Raw genomic sequence first — 12,624 nt, forward strand, 5'->3', positions numbered from 1 at the left:
AGCGACAGGCCCAGTACCGGCAAAGCGTTGACGGTGCCCGATGGTCACTGAATGTGGGTAGAATGCGATTTTTTTCCACCTGCGGGGGTGCGCCTTGCGCGAAATCGTCCTGATAAACATCACGGGAGTCGACCGTCCGGGTCTGACTGCGGCCATTACCGGTGTTCTGGCCCAGGGTGGTGTGAGCATTCTCGACATCGGTCAGGCGGTGATCCACGACACCCTGTCGTTCGGCATCCTGGTTGAAATCCCCGACACCGAGCACGGCAAGTCGGTGCTCAAGGACATTTTGTTCAAGGGCTACGAGCTGGATCAGCAAGTACGTTTCACGCCGGTTTCCGAAGAGGATTACCAGCAGTGGGTCGGCAATCAGGGCAAGAAGCGCCACATTGTCACCCTGTTGACGCGCAAAGTGACGGCCGAGCAGTTACAGCGCGTGAGTTCCATCACCGCCAAATACGGGCTGAACATCGATCACATTGATCGTTTGTCCGGCCGCATGCCGCTGGATACCCCGGCCGACAAGGGCAAGGGCTGCATCGAGTTTTCCGTGCGTGGCGAAGCGGCAGATTCGCAGGCGCTGCGCGCCGAATTCCTCAGCGTCGCGCAGGAATTGAATGTCGATATCGCCTTTCAGGAAGATTCGCTGTTCCGCCGCAACCGTCGCCTGGCGGTGTTCGACATGGACTCGACGCTGATCGAAGCGGAAGTCATCGACGAATTGGCGAAAGCGGCCGGCGTGGGTGATCAGGTGTCAGCCATCACCGAGCGGGCCATGGCCGGCGAGCTGGATTTCCGCGCCAGCTTCAAGGAGCGTCTGGCGCTGCTGCAAGGGCTGGACGTCAGCGTGCTGGACTCGATCGGCGCCTCGCTGCGCCTGACCGAAGGCGCTGAAACCCTGTTCGCCGAGCTCAAGCGGTTGGGCTACAAGACGGCGATTCTATCGGGCGGCTTCACGTATTTTGCCAAGCAGTTGCAGGCTAAATTGGGCATTGATTACGTATTCGCCAACGAGCTGGAAGTGGTCGACGGCAAGGTCACCGGCGTGGCGGTGGAACCGATTGTCGATGCGCAGCGCAAGGCTGATTTGCTGAAGGAGCTGGCGCACAAGGAGGGCTTGCGACTGGAGCAGACCATCGCGGTCGGCGACGGTGCCAACGATTTGCCGATGCTGGCGATCGCCGGGCTGGGCGTAGCGTTCCGCGCCAAGCCGCTGGTGAAGCAATCGGCCAAGCAGGCGATTTCCACGTTGGGGCTGGATGGCGTGCTGTATTTGTTGGGTTTCCGGGATCGTGACGGGCAGCTCTGAGTCTGCTCTGACTCAGAGGGCTTTGTGGCGAGCGAGTTTGCTGTGGCAAAGGGGCTTGCTGTGGCGATGAGGCTTGCTGTGGCAAAGGGGCTTGCCGTGGCGAGGGGGCTTGCTGTGGCGAGGGGGCTTGCTGTGGCGAGGGGGCTTGCTGTGGCGAGGGGGCTTGCCCCCGTGGGGCCGCGAAGCGGCCCCCCCCTCACATCAAAGCGTCTTCCACAACGAATCAAAATCTTCTTCCACACTGACCACGCCGCCTGCGGCGTTTTCGGTTCTGGCTGTCTCCAGCGAACGATAGGCGAACTGGTTGAAGCTGTTGGTGCTCGCCACCCGCCGATCCAGCCCGGCGCGCCGCTCTTCACCGTTGGTGTTGATCACCACCTTGTTGCCTTCTTCGAAGGGCAGTCGAGGCGCGAGCAGCGTCGCTGGCAGATCGATCGCACTGATTGCCGGCAATAACAGACCCCGAAGATACTGACTGTGATCGTCGCGCGTGCGCACCAGCTGCAACCCGCAAGGTTCGGCGTAGGGCGCGACTTGCTCGATGCCCATTTGCGTGCCGCCACCACGGACCTGACGAATCCAGCGCACCACGGCGATGCTCCAGCCTTGCCCGGCTGAATCTTCGATGCCGACCATCTCTCCGGCCTGCAACTCGGCAGGTACTGCCCCAGGCCACGCCAGGCAATAACCGCCAGGACTATGATTGACTACCGGCAGCGGGTAAGTCGGGAATTGCCGGTTGCGATCCGCTGCATCATGGCTGTCATCGTTCTGCAGCTGCGGGTATTCGATTTCTTCGTAAGGCAACAAGGCATCGGCGGTGCCTTGGGGCGCGGCATCGAAGGCATGGCTCCATGGATCCTTTTCCCGGCTGGTCGGCGATGTTGCGGCAAAGTACGCAGGACGAGACACCGGATTCTTCAGGATGTCGCTGAACGAACGTTGCCCGCCCAGATAAAAATGCAGCGCGCTCATGCCCACGCATACGTTCAATGTGCCTTGACTGGCGGTGCGCTGAAAGCTGCGTTCGGCCGCCTGACCCCAGGCCGCATGCAAGTGCTGCAACGTGTCTGTGCTCAAGCCGGCCGGCACCGGCAGCGGCGTCGCACTGTCGGTTTTGTGCAGATGGGCTTCGATGGCCGCCACCAGCGGTTGCGGGTCGATGCCGAGTAACGTCTCTTGCTGCTCGGCGCGAAATTTCGTGCGGTAACGCGGCCCGATATCCAGCTGCGCCGCGACGGCGAACAGGCCGATAGCCGGTTTTTCCGGTTGCAGTTGGAGCCATTGGCTCCACGGCTCCAGCACTTCGGCAAGCCGTGCGATCTGGTTCTGGCGCAGCTGATTACAGCGCGCTGCGCCCAGCAGCAGTGCTGCCACGTAAGTGTGTTCGACGCTCAGTTGATGCGTCTGGCTGGCCAGCTCATCCCGCACGCTGACATGCTGCAGCCGATGGGTGCAGGCAATTCGATAAAGCTGATGCAGGTCCAGCCACAAGCCTTCCGGCACCGGGCTGTAAAGCTGGGTGGCGCGGATCAGCGGGCCGTTGAGGCAGTGAATCGCCCTTTGCAGCGCCTGTGTCAGCAAGGGTGCACGGTCTTTGCTCAAGCGCGGCGCAATGCGCGCGACGATCTGTTTGTAGCCAATCGCCAAATGGCCCTGAAGCGCCTGGCAGAGGTTGGCGATCTTGCGCGAGCGTTCGTCGAGCACAATTGCCTGGTGCAGAAAGTGCCGCTCCAGGTGCTTGCAGACGTAATACACCTCGGGCCGCAGCAGTTCGAGCATTTGCAGACGGTTGTCGCTGGGCGTCAGCAACTGGTTGAGTTCGCTCAAGCCTTGGTAGAGCTGGCGAGCCGTCTCGCCGATGTTGGCTTTGGGCAAGTTGGCGATCCAGCGTTTCAGATCGCGCGGCGTCGCATCGCAGAACGACAGACGCGTTTGCGTCGGGATCGGCGCTCGTAGCAGGAGACGGGTATTGGAGTCATTCATGCCAAAAACCATAGCAGAATCGGAACGGTAGGAGCTGCCGCAGGCTGCGATCTTTCGCATTTAAAGCGAGATCAAAAGATCACAGCCCGCGGCAGGTCCTACGGGAGGTGGCGCAGAGGCGCTGAGTCAGACTTGCGGCAAGCCCAGGCCCTGGCCCATCTGCACCGGCGAACCGGCCGCGAGCTCTTCAGCCCACTTCACCTGATCCGGGCCGAACAGCACGACCGCCGTCGAACCGAGTTTGAAGCGACCCAATTCCGCACCTTTCTCCAGGTGGATAGGCGCACGGGCGGCTTCGTCGTAGCGGAAGGTTTTCAGCTCGCGTTTTGGTGGTGTGACCAGTCCCGCCCACACGGTTTCAATCGATGCCACGATCATCGCGCCAACCAGCACCACGGCCATCGGGCCACGCTCGGTGTCGAAAATGCACGCGACACGCTCGTTGCGGGCGAACAGTTCCGGCACGTTTTCGGCGGTGGTCTGGTTGACCGAGAAAATTCGGCCCGGGATGTAGACCATTTCGCGCAGGGTGCCGGCCAACGGCATGTGCACGCGGTGATAGTCCTTCGGCGACAGGTAAATGGTCGCGAAGTCGCCGCCCATGAACGGCGCCGCGTTGGCCGCGTCGCCACCGAGCAATTCCAGCACGCTGAAGCTGTGGCCTTTGGCCTGGAACACGCGACCGTGCTCGATCGGTCCGAGCTGGCTGACCGCGCCGTCGGCAGGGCTGAGGATCGCGCCTGGCGTTGAGTCCAGAGGACGCGCCCCGTCTTTCAGAGCACGGGTGAAAAAAGCGTTGAAATGTTCGTAGGCGGTCAGGTCTTCGACCAGCGCCTGCGACATGTCCACCTGATAGCGTTTGGCGAACCACGCTGTGAAAGCATTCTTGAACCAGCGTACGCGGCATTCGGCGATGCAGCCGGCCAACCGTGAAAGCAGGTGATGGGGCAGCAGGTATTGGCTGAGGATAAACAAATGCTTCTTCATGAACGGTCCTTTAAAAACCTTAAATCTCTACGGGGGTGTCGGGATGGTTGCCCCATTCGCCCCAGGAGCCGGCGTAGCCTTTGACCCGCGGATACCCGAGGGATTTGGCCACCAGATAAGTGAAGCCAGAGCGATGGTGAGTCTGGCAGTGGGTGATAATTTCCTTGTCTTTGCTGATCCCGAGTTGTTCGAGGATCTGCGGCATGTCGGTGCGGATGCGCAGTTGGCGCGCCTGATCCATCCCTGCTGTCCATTCGAAATTGACCGCGCCGGGAATGTGCCCGGCCTTGGCCGCCAGAACTTTTTCACCGGAATATTCCAGCGGGCCGCGAGCATCCCACACCGCCAGGTCGGCGGCGCCAAGACGGCTTTGCAGGTATTCGCGGGTAGCGGTGGGTTCGTCGTGCAGGGTCAGGCTCACCGGGCCGCCGACCGGGGCAGGCACGTCGGTTGACAACGGCAAACCTTCCGCCAGCCACGACAACAGACCGCCATCTACATAGTGGTAATTTTTGTGGCCGATGACATCCAGCAGCCAGATAAACCGACCGGCCCAACCGCCGCCTTCGTCGTCATAGACCACGTAAACCGCGTCCTTGTTGTGGCCCAGCTCACCAAACAGCGCTTCAAGTGCGGCCGGTGGCGGCATCAGCCCAGGCGCTGGCAGTTGACCCAATTGCGTGCGTTTCGGATCGACAAAACGCGCGCCGGGGATATGCCCCTCGGCATAGCGGGCGCTGCTGGTCAGGTCGACCAGTATCAGCTCGCGGGCGTCGAGCCGGGCGAGCAGGTCGCTCGGCTCGATCACCAGAGCCAAGCCAGAGAAGTCAGACATGTGAGGTCTCCAGAGCACAAAAATGGGGATTGTAACGCAGGGTCATTGGCCTCGGTGGCTAAAGCTGTGCAAGGCCTTCTCGATGCACTGCGCGGTTTTACCGAAGGCTTGCACGGTGATCTCGCAGAACGGCCCGCCGCCCTGATCAGCCACTACGATCATGATCACGCGGCCGTTGTTGACCAGTGAGCGCATCAGCAAGTGTTCGCCAGCAAACTGCGAGCGCAGGCTGGCCGGCAGCAACGCGGAAAATTGCGCCGTGTTGTCCGGGGTCAGACGCACTTGCGCCTGTTGCGAGAGCAGGCGTTGCAACAACTTGCTCTGGCTCACCACAAAATTCAGGTTGGCCGTTTCTTTTGGCAAACCGGCGATCTGGTGCACGCGCAGATTGGCGTGCGTGCGATCGGCCATCAAAATCATCACCCGGCGCATGCCGCACGCGACCAGCGCATCGCGGGCAGACGTGGTCAGGTGCATGGCGTTGGTAAAACGACTCGGCTCGACCAACAGCTCGGCGCACTGTTTGCGCCACCGCGCCAGGTCAACGGCCGTTGGCGCTGCGGCGGGGCGCAAGCCGGCGTGGATGCGGTGAGCACCGGTGGGCCAGAGCAGGGCAACGGCCGGGTGCCAGAGATCGGGCATGGCGTGCTGCCGCGCGCTGTTGGCGGCCTGTTGGTGCAACTGCTGAAGAACGTCGTCCATCGGCATTTGCAGATAAAGACTGGTCAGGTATTGCCAGCGCTTACTGTGTGGGCTGTTCCAGGCGTGTTGCGCCGACAGTGCCAGGCCGTTGGCCAGCAATACGGTATTGGCCGGCTGATTGAGCCAGCGGCGCAGGGTCGGGTCGTCGTCGAGTCGGTTTTGCTGGCGCAACGGATGGTCGCTGTCACGCGCAATCCGCAGCACTTTGACCAACTCCCGCTGCTCGCTGAGCAACAACCGATAACCCTGCTGCACCCAGATCGGCAAGTGCCAGACGTCCACCAGCGCCTGACAAATGGCCAGTAGACGCACGCCGAACAATTGCTGCTCGACCTTGCGCGCCGACTCACCCTTATGGATGACGCGCAGTTCCCATTCTTCGAGCAACTTGGGATGTGTGAGTGCCATTGGCCACAGCGGCGAAAGAAACAGCAGGCTGCCCCAATGGATGTCTTGCCACAATCGCGCCAGGCGCGCGGCAAAAAAGCCATTGGCCTGTTGGGTCGCGTGCTGGCTGATCAGTTGCAACTGGCGCAGGGCGACCGGGATCTGCGCCGCTGGCTGGGCGGGCAGTCGCTCGAGCAGTTCTTCAGTGCGCTTGAGGCCGAGACGAGTGATCGCCACCTCAAGGTTTTCCGCCGGCTCGGTCATGCTCCCTTGCGTGTGCCGATTGGCTTCACGAATCACGCTCAACGCCAGGGCAGGGCTGTCCTGCATCAGGTCGGCGATATCGCGCAGCGAACTGCGATGGTCGCCAATGGCCTTGCAAACACGGTCGTGGCTGGTTTGCGGAACCGGCAGACGGACGCCGTCGAGCAGCTTGATCCAGCCTTGGAGTGTGCTCGGTTTCGGCGTTGCAACGTTCGTTTCATTAGCCATGATTGGACGCTATCTTCGTCTGCTTTACCGATGCCCGGATCGGGCCAGATTGGCTTTTCGCCTTAACGGGCTATAGTCTGGCGCAGTTTTGCCGATAAGGAGAAGAAGAGATTTTTCAACTTCCGAATATGACCTTGAACCCGACTCATTAAGTGCTCCCCTACCTATGGCTAAAATAATCGGCATCATCGTCGTGTTCGCGAGCGTGCTCGGCGGATACGTGCTCTCCCACGGCAAGATTGCCGCCCTTATCCAGCCCTTCGAAGTGCTGATTATCGGTGGCGCGGCCCTTGGCGCATTTTTGCAAGCCAACCCCGGCTACATGACCATGCATGTACTCAAGAAATCCTTGAGCATGTTCGGCTCGCGATTCAATCACGCCTTTTATCTCGAAGTGTTGGGATTGATTTACGAGATCCTCAACAAGAGCCGCCGCGAAGGCATGATGGCCATCGAAGGCGACATCGAAGATGCCTCGGCAAGCCCGATTTTCGCCAAGTACCCGTCCGTGCTCAAAGACGAGCGCATGACCGCGTTCGTCTGCGATTACCTGCGCATCATGTCCTCCGGCAACATGGCCCCGCACGAACTCGAAGGCCTGTTCGACATGGAACTCTACAGCCTCAAGGAAGACCTCGAGCACCCGTCCCACGCGGTGAACGGCATTGCCGATGCCCTGCCTGGTTTCGGTATCGTTGCGGCGGTATTGGGGATCGTGGTGACCATGGCTTCTTTGGGCGAAGGCGACCAGGCCGCCATCGGCATGCACGTGGGTGCAGCGTTAGTGGGGACCTTCTTCGGTATCCTCGCGGCGTACGGTTTTTTTGGTCCGCTGGCCACTTCCCTGGCGCACGATGCCAAGGAAGAGTTGAACATCTACGAAGCCATCAAGGCCTCGCTGGTCGCGTCGGCCTCCGGCATGCCGCCGTCATTGGCGGTGGAATTCGGTCGCAAGGTTCTGTACCCGGCACACCGTCCCAGCTTTGCCGAGCTGGAACAAGCGGTTCGTGGTCGCTGAGTAATGGAAAATAACCAGCCGATAATCATCAAGCGCATCAAGCGCATCGCCGGTGGGCATCACGGGGGCGCCTGGAAAATCGCCTTTGCCGACTTTGCGACGGCGATGATGGCGTTCTTCCTGGTGCTGTGGCTGCTGTCCACCGCAACGCCTGAACAGAAGATCGCCATTGCCGGCTACTTCAAGGACCCGGTCGGTTTTTCCGAAAGCGGTACGCCGTACATCATCGATCTGGGCGGCTCGCCAACGCTGGCTCCGGAAAACACGCTTAATCCGGAAGTGAAGTCTCAGCCGCAGCCGGACAAGGTCACTGTCGACGCCGAGCAGGTCGAAGGCATGGCCGAGATGGTCGAGAAGGAGCGTCTTGAGCTGTTGCTGCAAGAACTGCAAAACAAAGTTGACGAGAACCCTCAGCTACAGAAATTCAAAGACCAGATCCTGTTCGAGATCACCCCGAACGGTTTGCGCATCCAGATCATGGACGCCGAAAACCGGCCGATGTTCGACTCGGGCAGTGCGCGGCTGAAACCGTACTTCGAAGACATTCTGCTCGCCATGGCCGACACCATCAAAGCGGTGCCGAACAAGATCAGCATCAGTGGTCACACCGATGCCAAGCCGTATACCGGCACGGGTGAATTCGGTAACTGGGAACTGTCGGCCAACCGTGCCAACGCGGCGCGTCGTGCGCTGGTTGCCGGCAGTTATCCGGAGTCGCAAGTGGCGCGTGTGGTGGGTTATGCGTCGTCGGCATTGTTTGATCGGGAGAGCCCGTTCAATCCGGTCAACCGTCGTATCGACATCGTCGTGTTGACGAGAAAAGCGCAAGCCGCCATCGAAGGTGCTCAAGGTGCGGACCCTGCGCCGATCCCGGGGCAGACCGCACCAGGCGAAGCACCCGGTGTTCCAGCCGCACCGGTCGACCCGAATGCCTTGCCGGAAGACCAACAACCGGTGCCCGCGCATGAACTTCGTGAGCGATTGAATCTGTTTGATGACGTTGCGCCCAAGCCGGTCGAACCGGCGAAGCCGTAGGGGTTGGAGTTTGGTTTGTAGGCCACCTGATTCGCCGCGGGCGCTGATCCAACTGTAGGAGCAGAGCTTGCTCGCGAAGGCGGCAGGTCAGGCGACTTGGGTTTGAAGGTGTACATATCCGTTTTTGGGGTGATGGCTTCTATTGGTTCCGCTTTTACAGCGGGTCACTTGGAAACGCCTACGCGGCCCGGCCCCAAGTAACCAAGCGCTTGCGCCGCTGACGTACGGCCCTTCGCTCAGGCTCAGGGTACCCTCGCTCCGGTCCTGCGCTCGGCCTTCCGACGCGGCAGATCAAGATCAACAGCCAGATCAGGATCAATTTCCATATGTACACACTCCGACCTGGATCCAACCATCAAAACCCCCGCCGAATCCGTCTTTTCAGATTGTCGTGAAACACATCGGCATCTCGCTTATACACACTGCGAATCGACTCGCTAAACGATTCCAGCCCCATCGAGCGGCTGGACAGCGTCTCTTCACGATAAGCGTCAATAAAAAAATTGATATCCGCCTCACCGCTCAGCGTCGGCCATTTATCGAGGTACAGCGGCAGGTCGCTATGACCAATCTTGAACGAACAAATCCTGCGATTACTGATGGTCGCCTCACCGATTTCAAATGGCACCCACCACGATTGCGCCGTCTCGTTCGACACCACCGCCAGCAAATGCGTGCATTCGGTGATATTGCGTGTGATCACGGCCGTGATGTCGTCGGTGTGTTGGGATTCGGTATCCAGCACATCCAGATAAGTTTTGATGTTCGCCCGCACCAGGCGATCGTTGATGGTTAACGCGTATTTGCGGTCGGTATGGCGGTAGCTGATAAACACTGGCATCAGAAGTGTCCCTTGATGTGGCGGTTGCACTATTGCAGCTGGCTGAAGATTTCACCGCTGTCGGGGTCGAAATTGGCGACCGTCGGTTCGTAGCTGGGGTCGAACGGGTTGGGGCGTCCGTTGGCGTGGCGCTCCAACACGGAGGCCATAGCCATCGCATCGTTGGTGCAACCGCTCACTGGCGTTACATGGGCGTAATGGTTGATACCGATGAACAGTCCTTTGCGCATGGTTACACCGCCGTGTGCTGTTCAATGGCATTGACGGTGCTTTTGGTGTTATCGGTGAGCATTTCGATCAGCCGGTCGTGTTTGGTGGCGTTATTCCACGAATGACTGATGAACAAATGACAGGTCTGCATGGCTTTCCCTCGGTCTCGCCAAGTGCGAAGAGGGACTGAATGTATGCAGTTGGAAGATCGCCACAAGGCCAGGGCGAATAAAGAGAATTGCCTTACAGGAAAACAGACGCTCGTCCTACAGACGGCTCTGACGTTTGAAGAGTGGGCAACGGCCAGGAGATAACAGGCAACTCGCCGCCTCGTCGGTGTCGAGGCGGCAAGTGCGTCTGTTTAATAGCTGCTTTCAGGCAAACTGGCGATGATCGAGCGGTAACTGTTCATTCGTTGCTGTTGTACACGGCCTTCTTCCAGCGCTTTGAGCAAGGCACAACCAGGTTCGCGGTCGTGCTTGCAGTCACGGAAGCGGCAGGTGCCGATCAGGTCGTTGAACTCGATGAAACCCGCTTCGACGTCGGCGCGGCTGACATGGCCCAGGCCGAATTCGCGGATACCCGGGGAGTCGATCAGCTCGCCGCCACCGGGGAAGTGGAACAGGCGCGCGGTTGTCGTGGTGTGAGTGCCCTGGCCGGACAGCTCGGACAAGGGGCCAACGCGGGTTTCGACTTCTGGCAGCAGGCTGTTGACCAACGACGACTTGCCGACGCCGGACTGCCCGACGAACACACTGATGCGCCCGTCCAGTTGCTCTTGAAGTTGCTCCATGCCATTGCCGTGGTGCGCCGAGACTTCCAGCACCGGATAACCCAACGTGCGGTAAACCGCCAGCAAGGCATTCAACGCAGGAGCGTTTTGCTCGTCGATCAGGTCGAATTTGTTCAGCAACAGCAGCGGGCGAATGCCGGCGTGCTCGGCGGCGACCAGGTAGCGGTCGATCAGGTTGGCGTGCGGTTCTGGCAAGGGCGCGAAGACAATGACGATCATGTCGACGTTGGCCGCCACCGGCTTGAGCTGGCCACGGCTATCCGGTCGGCGCAGCTCTGTTTTACGCGGCAGTTGCGCCACGATCACGCCGATGCCCTGGTTGCCGGCACGCCAGACCACCTGATCGCCGGTGACCAGCGCCGGCAGGTTGGCGCGCAAATGGCAGCGGGAAACCTGGCCGGCCAGTTCGCCTTCTAGCGCTTCAACCTCGACTTGCACACCAAAGTGCGCGATCACCAGGCCGGTCTGTTCCGGGCCCAGGTCGCCGCCCTCAAGTGCCTCGACAGCCGAGGACTCGCGTTTGGCGGCGCGGGCAGCGCGCTCGCCCTGAATTTTTTCGATGCGCCAGTTTTGACGACGATTGAGTTGGCGTTTGGCCATGGGTGTTCCGTATCAAGAATGCAGCGATTGGATAAAACGGCCGCGAGTTTAGCACGCCCGGCCACTTGCCTAGGCTAAACTGCGCAGCATTGCCTAGGAGCCGACACATGCAAAACCCGCAGAATCTGATCTGGATCGACCTGGAAATGACCGGTCTGAACCCTGATACCGACGTCATCATCGAGATGGCCACCATTGTGACCGACAGCGACCTGAACACCCTGGCCGAAGGTCCGGTGATTGCCATTCACCACAGCGACGAAATCCTCGCGGGCATGGACGAATGGAATACCCGTCAACATGGCGGCTCAGGCCTGACTCAACGCGTGCGGGACAGCCGCATCAGCATGGCCGACGCTGAAGCCGAGACCATCGCTTTCCTGGAGAAGTGGGTGCCGAAGGGCAAGTCGCCCATCTGCGGCAACAGCATCTGCCAGGACCGTCGCTTCCTTTATACCCACATGAAATCGCTGGAAAGCTACTTCCACTACCGCAATCTCGACGTCTCGACCTTGAAGGAGCTCGCCGCTCGCTGGGCGCCGGACGTGCGCGACAGTTTCCAGAAGGGCAGCACGCACCTGGCACTGGACGACATCCGTGAATCGATTGCCGAACTGCAGCATTACCGCAAGCATTTCATCAAATTCTGAATGCAGATACGGATTGCAGGAGCCGGCTTGACGATGGTGTCCTCAACGGCCTCTTCGCGAGCAAGCAGGCTCCTGCAAGGGTGTGACTGGGTGTAACGCCCTCTTTTGGTGCCACACCGAAATGGCTAGACTGCGCGCCTTCCCGCAAGGATCGCCGCCATGCTGCTGATGCTCTACCTGATCGCCATCACCGCCGAAGCCATGACCGGCGCCCTGTCTGCCGGGCGCCGCGGCATGGACTGGTTTGGTGTGGTGCTGATTGCCTGCATCACCGCACTGGGTGGGGGATCGGTCCGCGACGTGCTGCTGGGGCACTACCCGCTGACCTGGGTCAAACACCCGGAATACCTGGTGCTGACGTCCATTGCAGCGATGTTCACCGTGTTCGCTGCGCGCTGGATGCGCCATCTGCGCTCGTTGTTTCTCGTGCTCGATGCCGTTGGGCTGGTGGCGTTCACGTTGATCGGTTGCATGACCGCACTGGAGATGGGCCACGGCATGCTGGTGGCGTCGGTCAGCGGCGTGATCACCGGTGTCTTCGGTGGCATCTTGCGAGACATCTTCTGCAACGACATTCCGCTGATCTTCCGTCGCGAACTCTACGCCAGCGTCTCGTTTGCCGCCGCGTGGTGTTACATGCTGTGTCTCCATCTGCAATTACCGGGCGAACAGGCGATTCTGGTGACCCTGTTCGGTGGCTTCCTGTTGCGCCTGCTGGCGATCCGGTTCCATTGGGAAATGCCCAAGTTCGTTTACAACGACGAAACCTGACCCGACTC

12 protein-coding genes and 1 pseudogene are annotated in these 12,624 nt (G+C 60.2%); 5 read left to right on the top strand and 8 right to left on the bottom strand.

The window, feature by feature from the left end; translation table 11 throughout:
• The first annotated feature begins 94 nt into the window (after nucleotides 1-94).
• Complete coding sequence (gene serB / locus ACYZT1_RS03090) at nucleotides 95-1,309, top strand: phosphoserine phosphatase SerB (protein WP_462017623.1); 1,215 nt, start codon at nucleotides 95-97, stop codon at nucleotides 1,307-1,309.
• A gap of 201 nt (nucleotides 1,310-1,510) precedes the next feature.
• On the opposite strand, the gene ACYZT1_RS03095 is transcribed toward serB, so the two are convergent.
• From ACYZT1_RS03095 to ACYZT1_RS03110, 4 genes are all read right to left on the bottom strand, one after another.
• A complete protein-coding gene (locus ACYZT1_RS03095) occupies nucleotides 1,511-3,295 on the bottom strand; it encodes a molecular chaperone (protein WP_462017624.1) in 1,785 nt (594 codons plus the stop codon).
• Nucleotides 3,296-3,421: 126 nt separating this feature from the next.
• Complete coding sequence (gene asd, locus ACYZT1_RS03100; RefSeq protein ID WP_462017625.1) at nucleotides 3,422-4,282, bottom strand: archaetidylserine decarboxylase; 861 nt, start codon at nucleotides 4,280-4,282, stop codon at nucleotides 3,422-3,424.
• 19 nt (nucleotides 4,283-4,301) lie between these two features.
• Nucleotides 4,302-5,117 (bottom strand): rhodanese-like domain-containing protein, encoded by an 816-nt coding sequence (locus tag ACYZT1_RS03105; RefSeq protein ID WP_462017626.1) that lies wholly within the window; start codon nucleotides 5,115-5,117, stop codon nucleotides 4,302-4,304.
• Nucleotides 5,118-5,159: 42 nt separating this feature from the next.
• On the bottom strand, nucleotides 5,160-6,698 hold the full coding sequence (locus tag ACYZT1_RS03110) for an HDOD domain-containing protein (protein ID WP_462017627.1): 1,539 nt from the start codon (nucleotides 6,696-6,698) through the stop codon (nucleotides 5,160-5,162).
• Nucleotides 6,699-6,864: 166 nt separating this feature from the next.
• On the opposite strand from ACYZT1_RS03110, the gene motA reads away from it, so the two are divergent.
• Nucleotides 6,865-7,716, top strand: coding sequence for a flagellar motor stator protein MotA (motA, locus tag ACYZT1_RS03115; protein WP_462017628.1), 852 nt, complete (start codon nucleotides 6,865-6,867; stop codon nucleotides 7,714-7,716).
• 3 nt (nucleotides 7,717-7,719) lie between these two features.
• Nucleotides 7,720-8,751 carry a flagellar motor protein MotB gene (motB, locus tag ACYZT1_RS03120; protein ID WP_462017629.1) on the top strand — a complete coding sequence of 344 codons (1,032 nt, stop codon included), beginning with the start codon at nucleotides 7,720-7,722 and terminating at the stop codon, nucleotides 8,749-8,751.
• Between the two features lie 355 nt (nucleotides 8,752-9,106).
• Here the strand turns inward: motB and ACYZT1_RS03125 are convergent, their stop codons facing one another.
• The 4 genes and pseudogenes from ACYZT1_RS03125 to rsgA form a co-directional block, all read right to left on the bottom strand.
• Nucleotides 9,107-9,592 (bottom strand): toll/interleukin-1 receptor domain-containing protein, encoded by a 486-nt coding sequence (locus tag ACYZT1_RS03125; RefSeq protein ID WP_462019177.1) that lies wholly within the window; start codon nucleotides 9,590-9,592, stop codon nucleotides 9,107-9,109.
• Nucleotides 9,593-9,699: 107 nt separating this feature from the next.
• A pseudogene (locus ACYZT1_RS03130) lies at nucleotides 9,700-9,822 on the bottom strand (caspase family protein); the annotation flags it as partial.
• A 2-nt stretch (nucleotides 9,823-9,824) separates the two neighbouring features.
• Nucleotides 9,825-9,953 carry a hypothetical protein gene (locus tag ACYZT1_RS03135; protein ID WP_462017630.1) on the bottom strand — a complete coding sequence of 43 codons (129 nt, stop codon included), beginning with the start codon at nucleotides 9,951-9,953 and terminating at the stop codon, nucleotides 9,825-9,827.
• Between the two features lie 210 nt (nucleotides 9,954-10,163).
• The gene (rsgA, locus tag ACYZT1_RS03140; protein ID WP_462017631.1) at nucleotides 10,164-11,195 is read right to left on the bottom strand and encodes a small ribosomal subunit biogenesis GTPase RsgA; all 1,032 of its coding nucleotides are present in this window, start codon (nucleotides 11,193-11,195) and stop codon (nucleotides 10,164-10,166) included.
• Between the two features lie 107 nt (nucleotides 11,196-11,302).
• Between rsgA and orn the strand changes: the two genes are divergently transcribed.
• Nucleotides 11,303-11,845 (top strand): oligoribonuclease, encoded by a 543-nt coding sequence (gene orn / locus ACYZT1_RS03145; protein ID WP_462017632.1) that lies wholly within the window; start codon nucleotides 11,303-11,305, stop codon nucleotides 11,843-11,845.
• Between the two features lie 159 nt (nucleotides 11,846-12,004).
• The gene (locus ACYZT1_RS03150) at nucleotides 12,005-12,616 is read left to right on the top strand and encodes a trimeric intracellular cation channel family protein (protein WP_462017633.1); all 612 of its coding nucleotides are present in this window, start codon (nucleotides 12,005-12,007) and stop codon (nucleotides 12,614-12,616) included.
• The last annotated feature ends 8 nt before the right edge of the window (nucleotides 12,617-12,624 follow it).

The organism is Pseudomonas sp. PB3P13 (assembly GCF_054897735.1).

Bases quoted from the DNA above. Each gene is read 5' to 3' on its own strand.
- ACYZT1_RS03095 (WP_462017624.1), bottom strand. From the start codon at position 3,295: ATGAATGACTCCAATACCCGTCTCCTGCTACGAGCGCCGATCCCGACG.
- asd (WP_462017625.1), bottom strand. From the start codon at position 4,282: ATGAAGAAGCATTTGTTTATCCTCAGCCAATACCTGCTGCCCCATCAC.
- ACYZT1_RS03105 (WP_462017626.1), bottom strand. From the start codon at position 5,117: ATGTCTGACTTCTCTGGCTTGGCTCTGGTGATCGAGCCGAGCGACCTG.
- ACYZT1_RS03110 (WP_462017627.1), bottom strand. From the start codon at position 6,698: ATGGCTAATGAAACGAACGTTGCAACGCCGAAACCGAGCACACTCCAA.
- motA (WP_462017628.1), top strand. From the start codon at position 6,865: ATGGCTAAAATAATCGGCATCATCGTCGTGTTCGCGAGCGTGCTCGGC.
- motB (WP_462017629.1), top strand. From the start codon at position 7,720: ATGGAAAATAACCAGCCGATAATCATCAAGCGCATCAAGCGCATCGCC.
- ACYZT1_RS03125 (WP_462019177.1), bottom strand. From the start codon at position 9,592: ATGCCAGTGTTTATCAGCTACCGCCATACCGACCGCAAATACGCGTTA.
- ACYZT1_RS03135 (WP_462017630.1), bottom strand. From the start codon at position 9,953: ATGCAGACCTGTCATTTGTTCATCAGTCATTCGTGGAATAACGCCACC.
- rsgA (WP_462017631.1), bottom strand. From the start codon at position 11,195: ATGGCCAAACGCCAACTCAATCGTCGTCAAAACTGGCGCATCGAAAAA.
- orn (WP_462017632.1), top strand. From the start codon at position 11,303: ATGCAAAACCCGCAGAATCTGATCTGGATCGACCTGGAAATGACCGGT.
- ACYZT1_RS03150 (WP_462017633.1), top strand. From the start codon at position 12,005: ATGCTGCTGATGCTCTACCTGATCGCCATCACCGCCGAAGCCATGACC.